Raw genomic sequence first — 14,455 nt, 5'->3', positions numbered from 1 at the left:
CAGTATCGGGCCGGCGGTGGGCCCTCGCCAGGGTGCCGTCGGCAATGACAAGGTCAACTCGGGACCGGGAAGGCGTCCTTGTCGTCCCAGGACAGCCCGATCTCGTCGTCCGGACGGGCGGATTGAGGGAGTCCGGTGAGGTTCTGGCGGAGCACGGTGAGCCGGTCGCCGTGCGGAAGCGCGATGGTGAAGCGGGTGTGCGCCCCGGCGTGCACGATGTCGGTGATGCGCCCCGTGACGGTCCGCCGGCCGTCGGCGGACGGTTCCGCGGGCGGCTTCGCGGACGGTTCCGCGGGGTCCGTGAGCAGGATCCGCTCCGGCCGGATGGAGTACGTGCCGGGGCGGCCCACGACACGCACCGCGGCCTCGCCGCGCAGCAGGTTGGTGATGCCGACGAAGCCCGCGACGAAGGCGGTGGCGGGGCGCTCGTACACCTCGACCGGCGGGCCGGTCTGCTCGATGCGGCCGTCGCGGACCACGGCGATACGGTCGCTCATCGTCAGCGCCTCGTCCTGGTCGTGGGTGACCAGGAGGAAGGTGATGCCGGTGGTGCGCTGCAGCTCCTTGAGCTCGGTCTGCATCTCCTGCCGCAGCGCCAGGTCGAGCGCGCCGAGCGGCTCGTCGAGCAGCAGCACGGCGGGCCGGTCGACGAGCGCGCGGGCGAGGGCGACGCGCTGGCGCTGGCCGCCGGAGAGCTCGGCGGGGCGGCGGGCGGCGAAGCCGTCCAGCCGTACGCTGGTCAGCGCCTCGCGGGCGCGGGCGAGCCGCTCGGCCTTGCGGACGCCGCGTACGGTCAGGGCGTAGGCCACGTTCTGTTCGACGCTCATGTGCGGGAAGAGCGCGTAGTCCTGGAAGACGGTGTGCACATCGCGGCGGTTGGGAGGCGTCGTGGTGACGTCGTCCCCGGCGAGTTCGATACGCCCCGCGGTGGGCTGTTCGAACCCGGCGACCAGCCGCAGCAGGGTGGTCTTCCCCGAGCCGGACGGGCCGAGCAGCGAGAAGAACTCGCCCTCGCGGACGGCGAGATCGACGGCGTCCACCGCGCGCACCGTCCCGAAGTCCTTGGTGACGGCCTCGAGCCGGACGGCCGTGCGCGTCGTCGTGGTCCCGGTCCGCGTCCTGGTCTCCGTCTCCGCCACCGACCGCTCCCCTCGCCCTTCGGCTGATCAGGCCCGTGATCGCGGCCCGTGATCGCGGTCACTGTACCGGGGTTACGCGCGATACGGTCCCCGTGCCACACTTCTGACACATCGTCAGTTACGAGTATCGGGAGGGGCCGTGTCCCCCACGCGTGTGCCCGTGGTCGACGGGTGGTTCACCGCCGAGGGCGGGGAGTTCCGGCTACTGGGGACGTGCTGCCGGGACTGCGGGGCGGTGTACTTCCCCCGGGAGGACGCCTTCTGCCGCGCCCCGGGCTGCGCGGGCACCGAACTGGCGGAGGTGCCGCTGTCCCGCCGCGGGCGGGTGTGGTCGTACACCGACGGCCGCTACCGGCCGCCCGCCCCCTACCCGTCCGACCCCGAGCGCACGTGGCGGCCCTGCACACTCATCGCCGTGGAGCTGGCGGCCGAGCGGATGGTGGTGCTGGGGCAGGGAGCGCCCGGGGTGACCGTGGCCGATCTGGCCGTCGGTATGGAGGTCGAGGTGGTGCCGGGGGTGCTGGCCGAGGAGGACGGGCGGACGCTCACCACCTGGCACTGGCGGCCCGTCCCCGAGGGGGGCCCGGTTCCCGACGGGCGGCCCGTTCCCGGGGAGGCGTCATGACCGGTGAGGTGGCGGTGCTCGGCGCCGGGATGCACCCCTGGGGGAAGTGGGGCCGCGGCTTCGTGGAGTACGGCACGAAGGCGGCGCGGGCCGCGCTCGCGGACGCCGGGCTCGAGTGGTCCGCGATCCAGTCCGTGGTCGGCGCCAACACCGTGCGCTGCGGCTACCCCGGGCAGGTCGCGGGCGCGACCTTCGCCAAGGCGCTGGGCTGGCAGGGCGCCCGCGTCACCAGCGTGTACGCGGCCTGTGCGTCCGGCGCGCGGGCCATCGACACCGCCCGCGCCCAGATCCTGTCGGGGATGGCGGACACCGTTCTGGTGGTGGGCTCCGACGCGGCGCCCAAGGGGTTCTTCGCCCCGGCGGGCGGTGAGCGGCCGGACGATCCGGACTGGCTGCGCTTCCGGGTACTGGGCGCCACCAACCCCGCCTACTTCGCGCTCTGGGCGCGCCGCCGGATGGCGCTGTACGGCGACACGGCCGAGGACTTCGCGCGGGTGAAGGTGAAGAACGCGGCCTCGGGTGCCGCCAATCCGTACGCCCGCTACCGCTCCCCCGTCACCGCCGAGGAGGTCGCCGCGTCGCCGGTCGTCGCCGATCCGCTGCGGCTGCTGGACATCTGTGCGACCTCGGACGGGGCGGCGGCGCTGGTGCTCGGCAGCGTGGAGACGGCGCGGCGGCTCGGGATGGCGCGCCCGGTCCGCATCCGCGCGGTCTCGTCGGTCTCCCCCACCCATCCGCGCACCGCGCTGGACCTGCCGGACATCGCCACCGACTCCGCCCCGCCGGGCTCCCCCGTCCCCGATCCGTTCCGGCCCTCCATCGCGCGGGCGGCGTACGAGGAGGCGGGTCTTGGACCGGAGGATCTGTCGCTGGCCGAGGTGTACGACCTGTCCACCGCCCTGGAGCTGGAGTGGTACGAGGACCTGGGGCTGTGCGCGCCCGGGGAGGGCGCGAAACTGCTGCGCGAGGGGGCGACGGCGCCGGGCGGGCGGGTTCCGGTCAATCCGAGTGGGGGGCTGGCGTCCTTCGGGGAGGCGGTTCCGGCGCAGGCCATCGCCCAGGTGTGCGAGCTGACCTGGCAGTTGCGCGGACAGGCGGGCGAGCGGCAGGTGCCGGGCGCGCGTGCCGGAATCACCGTCAACCAGGGGCTGTTCGGGCACGGCTCGTCGGTCGTCGCGGTCCGCTGAGCGGTGCCCCGGCGGTATCCCGCCCGGTGGCCGTGCGGTGACAGCCCGGTGGCCGCCAGGTGTCCAAGTGGTGCCGGAGTGTGCGGCGATACCAGGGCAACGCCCTTACGGTTGTCACGAACACCGTTGCCGTCCATCACCTTGACGCCCCCTGACCACCGGTGAACACTGCTGCGGTGTCAGTCGGCGTCGCCGCGCGCAGGCTCTCTCCACGTTGACCCCCCATGGGCGATTCCGATGCACCCGCACGCTCGAAACGACCCAGCACGGAGGACCGGGGCCGTCCGCCCCGGGCGAGGTCCTAGGAGCCGCCATGAGCAATGGGGACATCTTCACCGGTGAGGTCATCGGCACCGCGATACTGATTCTCTTCGGGGCGGGCGTGTGCGCCGCCGTCACCCTGAACCACTCCAAGGCCAAGTCAGCCGGGTGGATCGTCATCGCCTTCGGCTGGGGCTTCGGCGTCATGGCCGGTGCGTACACCGCGGCCCCGCTGTCCGGCGCCCATCTCAATCCGGCGGTGACCGTGGGTGTCGCCGTGGACACCGGCGACTGGGACAAGGTGCCGCTCTACATCCTCGGACAACTGGTGGGCGCCGTGATCGGCGCGGTGCTGACCTGGGCGCTGTACTACGCGCAGTTCGCCGCCAACGCCGATGAGAAGACCGCCCTGCCCACGCTCGGGGTCTTCTCCACCGTTCCGGAGATCCGGAACCCGGTGGCCAACCTCGTGACCGAGATCATCGCGACGGCCGCGCTGGTGCTGCCGCTGCTCGCGTTCGGCCAGGTCGACGGCATCGGGATCGGTCCGGTCACCGAGGGCGGCGGCACCGTGGTCCTCGGCTCGGGCATCTCCGTCCTGCTCGTCGCCTTCCTGGTGGTCGGCATCGGCCTCTCCCTGGGCGGGCCCACCGGCTACGCCATCAACCCGGCGCGCGACCTCGGGCCTCGCCTCGCCCACGCCCTGCTGCCCATCCCCAACAAGGGCACCTCGGACTGGGGTTACGCCTGGATACCGGTGGTGGGTCCGCTGATCGGGGCCGTGCTGGCGGGTCTCGTCTTCAACGCAGCCTTCTGACCGAAGGGGACGCCATGCCGCATCCGACGGACACCTACGTCGCCGCGATCGACCAGGGCACCACCTCCAGCCGCTGCATCATCTTCGACCGGAACGGCGCGATCGTCGCCGTCGACCAGCGCGAGCACCGCCAGATCTTCCCCAAACCCGGCTGGGTGGAGCACGACGCCACCGAGATCTGGTCCAAGGTGCAGGCCGTGGTGGCCGGCGCGCTGGCCAAGGCGGGGCTGCGGGCCGACGAGCTGACCGCGCTCGGCATCACCAACCAGCGTGAGACGACGGTCCTGTGGGACCGCCGCACCGGCAAACCGGTGCACAACGCGATCGTCTGGCAGGACACCCGCACCTCCGGCCTGTGCGAGGAACTCGGCGGCGAGGTGGGACAGGACCGCTTCCGGGACACCACCGGGCTGCCGCTGGCCAGCTACTTCTCCGGGCCCAAGGCCGCCTGGCTGCTGGACCACGTGCCCGGGCTGCGCCGCCGCGCCGAGATGGGCGAGATCGCCTTCGGCACCATCGACTCCTGGCTGATCTGGAACCTCACCGGCGGCACCGACGGCGGAGTGCACGTCACCGATGTGACCAATGCCGGACGCACCCTGCTGATGGATCTGCGGACCCTCCAGTGGGACACCTCGATCCTCTCCGCGATGGGCCTCCCCGAGGCGATGCTGCCGGAGATCCGCTCCTCCGCCGAGGTGTACGGCACGGCGGTCGGGCAACTGGCCGGTGTGCCGGTGGCCTCCGCGCTCGGCGATCAGCAGGCCGCCGTCTTCGGCCAGACCTGCTACGGCGTCGGCGAGGCCAAGAACACCTATGGCACCGGCAGCTTCCTGCTGCTGAACACCGGTGACCGCCCGGTGCCGTCCAAGAGCGGGCTGCTGACCACGATGGGCTACCGGCTCGGCGGTGAGCGGCCCGTCTACTGCCTGGAGGGATCGATCGCGATCACCGGCGCGCTGGTGCAGTGGTTCCGCGACCAACTGGGCATCATCCGCTCCGCCGACGAGATCGAACCGCTCGCCGCGAGCGTGGACGACAACGGCGGGGCGTACATCGTCCCGGCCTTCTCGGGGCTGTTCGCCCCGTACTGGCGCTCGGACGCCCGCGGTGTGATCACCGGCCTCACCCGCTATGTCACCAAGGCGCATCTGGCCCGTGCCGTCCTGGAGGCGACCAGCTGGCAGACGCGCGAGGTGGTCGACGCGATGTACCAGGACTCCGGGGTGCGGATCAGCACGCTCAAGGTCGACGGCGGCATGACCGCCAACGGGCTGCTGATGCAGCACCAGGCCGATGTGCTGGGCGTCCCGGTGATCCGTCCGGTGGTCGCCGAGACCACCTGTCTGGGCGCGGCGTACGCGGCCGGGCTCGCCACCGGCGTCTGGCAGGACCTGGACGAGCTGCGGGCCCACTGGAAGCGGGATGCCGAGTGGACCCCGCGGATGTCCGAGGAGGAGCGGACGCGCGAGTACGGCAACTGGCGCATGGCGGTGGAGCGCAGCTTCGGCTGGCACAAGGAAGGGCAGCGGGCCGAGGACTCCTGAGCCTCGCCCGGCGCCGCGAACGGCGGCCCGTACCGCGGGCGCGAACGGCGGCCCGTACCCTGGACGGCGGGGTGCGGGCCGTGCCGTTCAGCCCCGCGTGGAAGCCAGCATCGCGTGCTCCACCACCGAGATCAGCACATGCTTGACCGAATCGCGCTCCCGGGCGTCGCACAGGACGACCGGGGTGCCCGGGTCGAGGTCCAGGGCGTCCCGTACCGAGTCCTCCGGATAGCGGTCGGCCCCCTCGAAGCAGTTGACGGCCACGGTGAAGGCGATGTCCCGCCGCTCGAAGTAGTCGATGGCGGCGAAGCAGTCCTCGAGACGGCGGGTGTCGGCCAGCACCACCGCGCCCAGCGCGCCGGTGGCCAGTTCGTCCCACAGGAACCAGAAGCGGTCCTGGCCCGGTGTGCCGAAGAGGTAGAGCACCAGGTCCTCGCGGAGCGTGATGCGCCCGAAGTCCATGGCGACGGTGGTGGTCGTCTTGGACTCCACCCCCGCGATGTCGTCGACCGGCCGGCCCGCCTCGGTGAGGATCTCCTCGGTGCGCAGCGGTTTGATCTCGCTGACCGCGCCCACCAGGGTCGTCTTGCCCACCCCGAAGCCGCCGGCCACCAGTATCTTCAGCGTGACCGGTTCGACGATATGAGGGCGGCCCAGGTCAGAGTGCCCGTAGCCCATTGATCACCTCGCGCAGAATCCTCTCGTCCGGCAGTTCCGCCGGAGGTACGGGCCGGGACACTCGGACGAGTGCGGCGTGGAGCAGATCGCCGATGAGCACACGGATCACGCCGATCGGAAGGTCGAGTTCGGCCGCCAGCTCGGCGACGGACTGCGGGCTGTCCCGGCTCAGCTCGACGATGTCGATGTGCTCCGGGGACAGCGTCTGGTCGGCGACGGTCCGGTGGTCGGCGCTGTCGGCGACGACCACCGCGATCAGATCCAGCTTCTCCTCGGCGGCGCTGCGGGTGCGTCCCCGCGTCATCGCGTAGGGCCTGACCACCGGTCCCGCCGCGTCGTCGAACCACCGGGCGGCGCGCTCCGGGTCTCCGCTCATTTCCCCCGGCCTCCGTCACCCGGTGGAGCGCGGGGCCGAGCCCAGATGCACGCCCACCCGCTTGACCAGCAGCGTCATCTCGTACGCTATCTGGCCCACATCGGAGTCGGCGTCGGCCAGGACGGCGAGACAGCTTCCGTCGCCGGCCGCGGTGACGAACAGGAAGGCGTCGTCGAGCTCGACGATGGTCTGCCGGACCCGGCCGACGTCGAAGTGGCGGCCGACGCCCTTGGCGAGGCTGTGGAAGCCGGAGGCCACGGCGGCCAGGTGCTCACCGTCCTCCCGGGACAGATCGCGTGAGCCGCCGGTGGGGAGTCCGTCCCCGGAGAGCACCAGCGCCTTGCGGATGCTGCCCACTCTTCCGACCAGTTCGTCCAGCAGCCAGTTCAGCTCGCCCGACGCGTTGGGCGATCCGTTGGGCGCTGCGGCGTTCGATGCGGTCATCGACCGTCCCCCTCATGTGTCGTTCCCGGGCTTGCGTCCGCGCCTCCGGATCCGGTGGCCGACTGCCGCCGACCGCGCTGCCAACCCCGTTGGAGCGAGGCCATGGTGGCCCTCGCCTGCTCGGCTTCGCGCTCGGGATCGGTCTCGGCAGGGGTTCGGTCGTCGGTCGGGGGTGCGGGGTCGTTCTTCAGCTGCGGGGCCAGGCTGGCCTGCCGTACCCGCTTGGGGAGGCCGGAGGCCGCCCGCTGGGTGGGCACCGGGCTCTGCTCCGGGCCCCGCCGCTCCGGCCCCGTGCGCCGCGGGCCCTGGTCGCGGCCCTGGGCCTGGTCCTGGCCCTGCGCCTGGGCCTGGTCGCGGCCCTGGTCTTCGGAGCGCTCGGCCCAGGACGGCTGCCCCGGACCCTGGGTACGGCTGTGCCGTCCGCCGGACGTGCCCTCGACCGGCCGGCCGTGGTCGGCGACCAGGACCGGCGGGACACGGCGGGGCAGCGGCGCGGGGCCGCCGCCCGGTTCGGCGCCCGGGCCGTCCGGAGCCTGCTGGTGCTGCTCCACGGTGGACGGGCCGGGCCCGGTGCGCGCGGACTGGCGCGCCTTCAGGCCGCGGGCGCGGAAGATGCCGCCCACTTCGTCGTCCTCGTCGGCGTCGTCGTGGTGGGCCTCGTGCGTCAGGGACGCGGTCAGGGAGGCGAGCTGGGAGCCCTGCTCGGCCTCGTCGGCGGGCCCGAGCCGGACGTCGCCCACGCCGCGCCGCGCGGTGTCGCCGTAACGGCCACCGGTGGCGCGGTCGTCGGTGTCGCCCCGGGTGCCGTCGTCGGTGAGCAGGTTGGAGGGGATGAGCACGATGGCCGTGGTGCCGCCGTACGGGGAGGGCTGGAGCGAGACCCGCACCCCCTGCCGCTGGGCGAGCCGGCTGACCACGAACAGCCCGAGCCGGTCGGTGTCGGACAGCTCGAACTCGGGGGTCTCGGCCAGCCGGAGGTTGGCCTCCAGCAGCGCGTCGGGCGTCATGCCGAGACCGCGGTCGTGGATCTCCAGGGTGAAGCCCTTGGCGACCCGCTCGCCGTGCACCTGGACGGCGGTGTGCGGCGGCGAGAAGACGGTGGCGTTCTCCAGGAGTTCGGCGACGAGGTGGGTGAGGTCGCCGACGGCCGGGCCGACGACCGCGATCCGGGGCAGCCGGCGGATCTCGATCCGCTCGTAGTCCTCCACCTCGGCGACGGCGGCGCGCACCACGTCCATCAGCTGGATCGGCTTGCGCCACTGCCGGGAGGGGGCCGCGCCGGAGAGGATGACCAGACCCTCGGCGTGCCGCCGCATACGGGTGGTCATGTGGTCCAGGCGGAACAGGTCGGCCAGTTCGTCGGTGTCCTCGGTGCGCCGCTCCATGGTGTCCAGGAGGGTGAGCTGACGGTGCAGCAGCACCTGGCTGCGGCGGGCGAGGTTGACGAAGACCTCGGAGACGCCCTGGCGGAGTTCGGCCTGTTTGACCGCGGCCTCGACGGCCGCCCGCTGAAGGGTGTTGAGCGCCTGGCCGACCTGGCCCATCTCATCGGGGCCGTAGTCCAGCCGGGGCGCCTCGGTCTCCACGTCGATCTGCTCGCCCGCGCCGAGGCGGCGCATCACGCTCGGCAGCCGGACGCTGGCGACCTCCTGGGCGTCCCTCCGCAGCCGGGACAGGTCCCGGACCAGGCTGCGGCCGATCCGGAACGAGACGAAGACGGAGACGATGAGGGCGACCAGGCCGAGGATACCGGCGATCCCCGCCTTGAGCATCACGCTGCCGGCCACCGGGTCGATGCGCTTCTGGAGCCGGTCGGTGGCCTCCTCGCCCAGCCGGTCGTAGTCGTTGAGGACGGGCTGGGCCGCGGCCTCCCAGTGCTCCTGGTCCAGCGACTTGATGGCGGTGGCCGGGTCCATCGAGGAGAGGATCTTGCCCTCGGCCACGCGCAGGGCGGCCGGGGCGGCGTTGGTGCGCCGGTAGTCGGCGAAGACCTTCTGCTCGGAGTCGGGGAGGATCGGCAGGTTGATCTCGTAGAGCAGGGTGCGCTCGGCGATGAGGTCGGACATCGCCTGGAGGTCCGCCAGCGTCATCTTGCGCGCCGTCAGCGCCGAGGCGTACAGCGCGTCCTCGCGGGAGAGCGCCTCCCGGGCGCGGATCATGGCGACCAGCGCGCGGCCCTGTTTGTCGAGGTCGGTGTCGGGCACCGCGTGGAGGGAGCTGCGGAAGGTGTAGCAGAGGTCGACGAGCTTGTTGTAATACTCATACGCCTGGGTCGAGGAGATGCCGTCGTCCTCGACCTTGCGGCGCAGACTGTCCAGTCCGTCCGCCGCCTTGAGGATGTTGTCGAGCTGTTCCTCGGAGTCGTCGTTCATCTTGCCGTGCACATCGCCGTCCGACTCGGCGGCCCGCAGCTTGTCGATCGCCTGGTCGGTCTTGCGCTGCAGGGAGTGGAGCACGGGCAGGGCGTCCGACTGCCGCGGATCGGCCAGCAGGATGAGCGTCTGCCGACGCTCCTTCTGGACGGCGTGCACCGCGTCCTCGGCCGGCTGGCCCGCCTTGTCGATGATGTCGGACGCGTCCACCAGTTGCATTGCCTCGCGACCGGTGATCACCGTGGCGAAGGCCCATATCGCCGTCAGTGACACGAGCGGCACCAGCAATAGCGCCACGATCTTCCTGCGGATGGACTTACCGCGAAAGCGCATGGCCTCCCTAACGTCAACCCCGAATGCCAGGGGCGGGGTTCCGAGTTTTCGACAACGAGCGGGCGCGAGCCTACTACTGCCGGTTGGACAGATCGAAGGCATGTCCACTTGATGCAGGGAGTCCCTTACAGTCCGTGATCAGGAGTTGTCGGGCGATTCCCCGACTTACCCCCCGCCGCTCGGCACTCCTCCCCCGGTCGCCGCATGCGGCCATTCGGCGGCGCTTGGCTTGTTTTCCCCTCCCCAGGGGAACCCGGGGTCGGTGCCATTCGTGATCCAACGGGGCACACTAGGGGGGCATACGACCCAAGTCCCGCTATCTGACTCGGCCGCTCCGGGGCAGAGCATGGAAAGGGGTGGGAGCGTCATGGACGCGATGGACAAGGATCGCGACATCCCGGCGCACGGGGTCCGGCCGTTGTGGACCGAGGAGCCGGCGCGCAGGCGGCGGCTGCCCGATCCCGTCCGTACGGCGGCGGTGCGGGCGGTCATCATCATCGCCGTGACTCTGGTGGAGGTGATGGTCGCTCTGCTGTGCACCCTGGCGGGCTCGTGGTCCGCCTTCCCCGTCGTGCTCGCCACGGTGGCGAGCACGGTGGTGGCGACCTGGGGGGTGCTGGACGTGTGGGTGACCCGGCAGGTCTGGCGCCAGCGCTACGGGGTGGTGTCCCGGCCCAGCAGCACGGCCCGGGAGTTGCGCCGTCAGCGCCGCCGGGAACGGGCCCGTGAGGCGGACCCGACGGTCACCTCCCGGCCGGCTGCGGAGCGCGGGCCAGCTCGCGGCGCAGCCGCATGAAGGGCCGGGGCCGGTCCACGCCGAGGGCGGCGGTGGTGATCCCGTCCCGTTCGTAGACGGCGAGGAAGCCGCCGCCGTCGGCAGGGTCCCCCTCGAGGATCCGGACCGTGTCCCCGGGTTCGCGCCGCCCGGCGTACTGGATGCGCGCGCCGTACTGGTCGGACCAGAAGTAGGGGAGCGCGTCGAAGCGTTCGACGGTGGATCCGGCGAGCAGATTGCGGGCGGCCACGTCGCCCTGGAGCATGCCGCTGGTCCAGTGCTCGGCCCGGACGGTGCGCGCGGTGCCCGGCTGGGCCAGCCGGGCCACGTCCCCGACGGCCACGACGTTGGGCAGCGCGGTGACACAGCCCTCGTCGCACCGCACCCCGTCGTCCAGGGCCAGACCGGAGCCTTCCAGCCACCCGGTGACGGGACGCACCCCGACGCCGACGACCACCACATCGGCGGGCAGCACCCGCCCGTCGGCGAGCTCCACGCCGGTGACCCGGCCGGCTCCGCGCAGACCGGCCACACCGGTGCCGCACAGCAGGGTGGCCCCGCCCCGCGCGTGCAGCCCGGCGCACACCCGGGCCATCTCCTCGCCCAGTTGGGGCACCAGCGGCAGCGGCGCGGCCTCCACGACGGTGACGTCGAGCCCGAGGGCGGCGCAGGAGGAGGCCACCTCGGCGCCGATGAAGCCCGCGCCGATCACCACCGCCCGCGCGGCGCCCGCGCGCAGCTCGGCGCGGAGCCGGAGCGCGTCGTCGAGGGTGCGCAGGGTGTGCACCCCGTCCAGGTGCGGGAGGGGCAGCGTTCTGGGCGTGGCGCCGGTGGCGATGACGACGCCGTCGGTGCGCAGTGCGCGGCCGCCGGTGAGACGGATCTCACCGGCGGCGGTGTCCAGCGCCTCGGCCCGGACGCCGAGCAGCCACTCGGCGTCCAGCTCGGCCTCCTCCTCGGGGTCGGTCAGGGCGAGCGGGCCCAGGCCCTCGCCCGGGTCGCCGTCCCCGGTCAGGAACTCCTTGGACAGCGGCGGGCGGTCGTAGGGGCGGTGGCGCTCCTCGCCGACGACGACCAGCCGCCCGTCGTACCCCTGGGAGCGCAGGCCCCGCGCCGCGTGCAGACCCGCGAGCGAGGCCCCGATCACGGTGACCGTCCTGACCGCCGTCATGCCACGGCTTCTTCCGGCGCCGCGTGCACGGGCTGACCGGCAACGATCTGCGCCGCGGGGTGGACATACAGCATTCCGTCCACGACCGTGACAGCGTGGGTCCGTACGGGCTTACGGGCGGGCAGACAGGTCGGCTCGCCGGATCGCAGATCGAACAGCGCGGCGTGCAGCGGGCATTCCACGTAGCAGCCTTCCAGCCACCCGTCGGAGAGGGAGGCGTCCTGGTGGCTGCAGGTGTCGTCGATGGCGTAGAACGCACCGTCGGTGTGGAACACCGCGATCGGCGCGGTGGCATCGCCGGCCTCGATACGCACCGACTCACCCTCCGGCAGGTCCTCGATACGGCAGACGGGAATCATTGGCCCCCCTCACGTTGATCGGTATCATGCGTTGTGGATAGTGCACTGAAAAGCGCGATGCGCAACAGAATCCAGATTGGGAAGGCAGCCGTCAAGAGTTCCCCGGCCCGAGGGGCCCCACGCAGAGCCGCCGGATGGTGAGATCAGAACCATGACGAACACGACCGAGGATCGGGCCGAGGAGAAGCGGGGGGCCGCCGGGGCAGTGCAGTCGGTGGACAGGGCGGTCAGCGTCCTGGAGATCCTTGCCAGACTCGGCGAGGCCGGAGTGACCGAGATCGCCGACGAGCTGGGGGTCCACAAGTCGACCGCCTTCCGGCTGCTCGGCGTACTGGAGAACCGCGGACTCGTCGGGCAGGAGCGGGACCGGGGGAAGTACTACCTCGGCGCCGGGGTGCTCAGACTCGCGGGCGCCGCCGCCATCCGCCTGGACATCTCGCAGGAGGGCGCCCCGGTGTGCCGGGCACTGGCCGACGAGACCGGCGAGACGGCCAACATCGCCGTCCTGGACGGGGACGCGGCGGTCAACATCATGCAGGCGCGCGGCGCCGCCGCGGTGACCGCCTTCAACTGGCTGGGGCGGCGCACCGCGCTGCACGCGACCGCGAGCGGCAAGGTGCTGCTCGCGCATCTGTCGGGCGAGCGCCGGGAGCGGCTGGTGACGCGGAAGCTGCCGCGGTTCACCGAGCACACCATCACCACCTCCGCCGAGCTGCGGCAGCAGCTGGAGACGGCGGCCGAGCGCGGGTTCGCCTACTCCTGCGAGGAGCTGGAGATCGGGCTGAACGCGGTGGCGGCGCCGGTGCGCGGCCACGACGGCGCGGTCATCGGGGCGATCGGCGTCTCGGGACCGGCGTACCGGATGGCGCAGAGCCGGCTGCCCGATCTGGCCGAGTACGCCGTGAAGACCGCCGAGGAGCTGTCCCGACGGATGGGCTTCCCGGGCTGAGCCACCCCACCACCCCACCCACCCGACGAGGGGGCCGGACGACTCCGGCCCCCTCGTCGCGTCCGTGACCAGGGGCACCGAGAGGCGTGCGAGCTACGCGAATTCCCCCGTCAGCACCGGTTCACAGACGGTTTACGCGCACCCCTTGACCGCACGGGGCGGCGACTTTCAGGATGTCTCCCATCGCGCAACACGCCGCGCTATACGCAACTGGGGGGTAACCGGCGGCCGTTGAACGGCCTCGGCCTCACCCTCCTTCGAGGCAGTCATGCCAGCTCCCGTGCACCGGTCCCTGCGAGCGCAGGAGAACAGAGGAGTGAGCCATGCCGCAAGAAGCCCGCGCCGTCGTCGCGGTCAAAAGGGGCGCCCCGGTGGAGGTGGTGCCCGTCCTCGTGCCCGAGCCCGGCCCCGGTGAGGTGCTGGTGGGAGTGCAGGCGTGCGGCGTGTGCCACACCGACCTGCACTACCGGGACGGCGCGATCGGTGACGAATTCCCGTATCTGCTCGGGCATGAGGCGGCCGGAATGGTCGAGGCCGTGGGCCCCGGCGTCACCGCGCTCGCCCCCGGTGACTATGTGGTCCTGGCCTGGCGGGCGCCGTGCGGCGGCTGCCGCTCCTGCCGCCGGGGCCGCCCGTGGTACTGCTTCGACAGCCGCAATGCCGCCCAGCCGATGACCCTGACCGACGGCACCCCGCTCAGCCCGGCCCTGGGCATCGGCGCGTTCGCCGAGAAGACGCTGGTCGCGGCCGGGCAGGCGGTGAAGATCGACCCCTCGGCGCGCCCCGAGGCGGCGGGCCTGATCGGCTGTGGGGTGATGGCCGGGTACGGCGCGGCCGTGCACACCGGCGGGGTGTCCAACGGCGACACCGTCGCGGTCATCGGCTGCGGCGGCGTCGGCAACGCCGCGATCGCCGGGGCCTCGCTGTCCGGGGCGCGCCGGGTGATCGCCGTGGACATCGACGACGCCAAGCTGGACGCGGCGACCCGCTTCGGCGCCACCGACACCGTCAACTCCCGTGGTACGGACCCGGTCGAGGCGGTGCGCGAGCTGACCGGGGGCTTCGGCGCGAATGTGGTCATCGACGCGGTGGGCCGCCCCGAGACCTACACCCAGGGGTTCTACATGCGCGACCTGGCCGGGGTGCTGGTGCAGGTCGGGGTGCCGGACCCGGAGATGCGCATCGATCTGCCGCTGATCGATCTGTTCTCGCGGGGCGGCGCGCTCAAGTCGTCCTGGTACGGCGACTGCCTGCCCAGCCGGGACTTCCCGGTCCTGGTCGACCTCCACCTCAGCCGGAAGCTGGATCTGGAGGCGTTCGTCAGCGAGACGATCACGCTGGACGAGGTCGAGGCCGCGTTCGCGAAGATGCAGCGCGGCGAGGTGCTGCGGTCGGTGGTGGTCCTGTGAGCGACGCGCGCGC

At 72.3% G+C, this 14,455-nt stretch carries 14 protein-coding genes; 7 read left to right on the top strand and 7 right to left on the bottom strand.

Annotated features, from left to right (window positions below):
* Positions 1-53 precede the first annotated feature (53 nt).
* A complete protein-coding gene (locus ACZ6TD_RS40535; RefSeq protein WP_471346193.1) occupies positions 54-1,139 on the bottom strand; it encodes an ABC transporter ATP-binding protein in 1,086 nt (361 codons plus the stop codon).
* A 139-nt stretch (positions 1,140-1,278) separates the two neighbouring features.
* On the opposite strand from ACZ6TD_RS40535, the gene ACZ6TD_RS40530 reads away from it, so the two are divergent.
* The 4 genes from ACZ6TD_RS40530 to glpK all read left to right on the top strand — a co-directional run bounded on the left by ACZ6TD_RS40530 (position 1,279) and on the right by glpK (position 5,576).
* Positions 1,279-1,764, top strand: a complete 486-nt coding sequence (locus ACZ6TD_RS40530; RefSeq protein ID WP_471346191.1) for a Zn-ribbon domain-containing OB-fold protein — start codon at positions 1,279-1,281, stop codon at positions 1,762-1,764.
* Entirely contained in the window at positions 1,761-2,951 is a 1,191-nt protein-coding gene (locus ACZ6TD_RS40525; RefSeq protein WP_471346189.1) for a lipid-transfer protein, read from the top strand. The genes ACZ6TD_RS40530 and ACZ6TD_RS40525 overlap by 4 nt, the downstream gene beginning before the upstream one ends.
* 313 nt (positions 2,952-3,264) lie before the next feature.
* Entirely contained in the window at positions 3,265-4,029 is a 765-nt protein-coding gene (locus ACZ6TD_RS40520) for an MIP/aquaporin family protein (protein ID WP_198268793.1), read from the top strand.
* Between the two features lie 14 nt (positions 4,030-4,043).
* The gene (gene glpK / locus ACZ6TD_RS40515) at positions 4,044-5,576 is read left to right on the top strand and encodes a glycerol kinase GlpK (RefSeq protein WP_471346187.1); all 1,533 of its coding nucleotides are present in this window, start codon (positions 4,044-4,046) and stop codon (positions 5,574-5,576) included.
* An 87-nt stretch (positions 5,577-5,663) separates the two neighbouring features.
* Here glpK and ACZ6TD_RS40510 read toward each other — a convergent pair whose 3' ends face one another.
* Genes ACZ6TD_RS40510 through ACZ6TD_RS40495 form a run of 4 tightly spaced genes read right to left on the bottom strand, consistent with a single transcriptional unit; the run spans position 5,664 to position 9,779 of the window.
* Positions 5,664-6,254 carry a GTP-binding protein gene (locus ACZ6TD_RS40510; protein WP_471346185.1) on the bottom strand — a complete coding sequence of 197 codons (591 nt, stop codon included), beginning with the start codon at positions 6,252-6,254 and terminating at the stop codon, positions 5,664-5,666.
* Positions 6,235-6,630, bottom strand: coding sequence for a DUF742 domain-containing protein (locus ACZ6TD_RS40505; protein ID WP_137976692.1), 396 nt, complete (start codon positions 6,628-6,630; stop codon positions 6,235-6,237). The genes ACZ6TD_RS40510 and ACZ6TD_RS40505 overlap by 20 nt, the downstream gene beginning before the upstream one ends.
* A 15-nt stretch (positions 6,631-6,645) precedes the next feature.
* A complete protein-coding gene (locus ACZ6TD_RS40500; RefSeq protein ID WP_137976693.1) occupies positions 6,646-7,074 on the bottom strand; it encodes a roadblock/LC7 domain-containing protein in 429 nt (142 codons plus the stop codon).
* Entirely contained in the window at positions 7,071-9,779 is a 2,709-nt protein-coding gene (locus tag ACZ6TD_RS40495) for a nitrate- and nitrite sensing domain-containing protein (protein ID WP_471346182.1), read from the bottom strand. The genes ACZ6TD_RS40500 and ACZ6TD_RS40495 overlap by 4 nt, the downstream gene beginning before the upstream one ends.
* A 346-nt stretch (positions 9,780-10,125) precedes the next feature.
* Between ACZ6TD_RS40495 and ACZ6TD_RS40490 the strand changes: the two genes are divergently transcribed.
* The gene (locus tag ACZ6TD_RS40490) at positions 10,126-10,575 is read left to right on the top strand and encodes a hypothetical protein (protein WP_471346180.1); all 450 of its coding nucleotides are present in this window, start codon (positions 10,126-10,128) and stop codon (positions 10,573-10,575) included.
* Here the strand turns inward: ACZ6TD_RS40490 and ACZ6TD_RS40485 are convergent.
* Both ACZ6TD_RS40485 and ACZ6TD_RS40480 read right to left on the bottom strand, forming a co-directional pair.
* A complete protein-coding gene (locus ACZ6TD_RS40485) occupies positions 10,523-11,725 on the bottom strand; it encodes an NAD(P)/FAD-dependent oxidoreductase (RefSeq protein ID WP_471346178.1) in 1,203 nt (400 codons plus the stop codon). The genes ACZ6TD_RS40490 and ACZ6TD_RS40485 overlap by 53 nt on opposite strands.
* Positions 11,722-12,084 (bottom strand): bifunctional 3-phenylpropionate/cinnamic acid dioxygenase ferredoxin subunit, encoded by a 363-nt coding sequence (locus tag ACZ6TD_RS40480; protein ID WP_470014045.1) that lies wholly within the window; start codon positions 12,082-12,084, stop codon positions 11,722-11,724. The genes ACZ6TD_RS40485 and ACZ6TD_RS40480 overlap by 4 nt, the downstream gene beginning before the upstream one ends.
* Before the next feature lie 151 nt (positions 12,085-12,235).
* Between ACZ6TD_RS40480 and ACZ6TD_RS40475 the strand changes: the two genes are divergently transcribed.
* Positions 12,236-13,033, top strand: a complete 798-nt coding sequence (locus ACZ6TD_RS40475; RefSeq protein WP_470014047.1) for an IclR family transcriptional regulator — start codon at positions 12,236-12,238, stop codon at positions 13,031-13,033.
* A gap of 323 nt (positions 13,034-13,356) precedes the next feature.
* Positions 13,357-14,442, top strand: coding sequence for an S-(hydroxymethyl)mycothiol dehydrogenase (locus ACZ6TD_RS40470; RefSeq protein WP_471346175.1), 1,086 nt, complete (start codon positions 13,357-13,359; stop codon positions 14,440-14,442).
* Positions 14,443-14,455 lie beyond the last annotated feature (13 nt).

The sequence above is a fragment of the Streptomyces yongxingensis genome (genome assembly GCF_055597465.1).
Note: the sequence above shows the minus strand (reverse complement) of the source record. Positions and strands in the feature narration are given on the sequence as shown.

Coding starts and splice junctions, on each gene's coding strand:
- glpK (WP_471346187.1), top strand. CDS start 4,044: ATGCCGCATCCGACGGACACCTACGTCGCCGCGATCGACCAGGGCACC.
- ACZ6TD_RS40495 (WP_471346182.1), bottom strand. CDS start 9,779: ATGCGCTTTCGCGGTAAGTCCATCCGCAGGAAGATCGTGGCGCTATTG.
- ACZ6TD_RS40510 (WP_471346185.1), bottom strand. CDS start 6,254: ATGGGCTACGGGCACTCTGACCTGGGCCGCCCTCATATCGTCGAACCG.
- ACZ6TD_RS40490 (WP_471346180.1), top strand. CDS start 10,126: ATGGAAAGGGGTGGGAGCGTCATGGACGCGATGGACAAGGATCGCGAC.
- ACZ6TD_RS40480 (WP_470014045.1), bottom strand. CDS start 12,084: ATGATTCCCGTCTGCCGTATCGAGGACCTGCCGGAGGGTGAGTCGGTG.
- ACZ6TD_RS40520 (WP_198268793.1), top strand. CDS start 3,265: ATGAGCAATGGGGACATCTTCACCGGTGAGGTCATCGGCACCGCGATA.
- ACZ6TD_RS40475 (WP_470014047.1), top strand. CDS start 12,236: ATGACGAACACGACCGAGGATCGGGCCGAGGAGAAGCGGGGGGCCGCC.
- ACZ6TD_RS40525 (WP_471346189.1), top strand. CDS start 1,761: ATGACCGGTGAGGTGGCGGTGCTCGGCGCCGGGATGCACCCCTGGGGG.
- ACZ6TD_RS40470 (WP_471346175.1), top strand. CDS start 13,357: ATGCCGCAAGAAGCCCGCGCCGTCGTCGCGGTCAAAAGGGGCGCCCCG.
- ACZ6TD_RS40500 (WP_137976693.1), bottom strand. CDS start 7,074: ATGACCGCATCGAACGCCGCAGCGCCCAACGGATCGCCCAACGCGTCG.
- ACZ6TD_RS40505 (WP_137976692.1), bottom strand. CDS start 6,630: ATGAGCGGAGACCCGGAGCGCGCCGCCCGGTGGTTCGACGACGCGGCG.
- ACZ6TD_RS40485 (WP_471346178.1), bottom strand. CDS start 11,725: ATGACGGCGGTCAGGACGGTCACCGTGATCGGGGCCTCGCTCGCGGGT.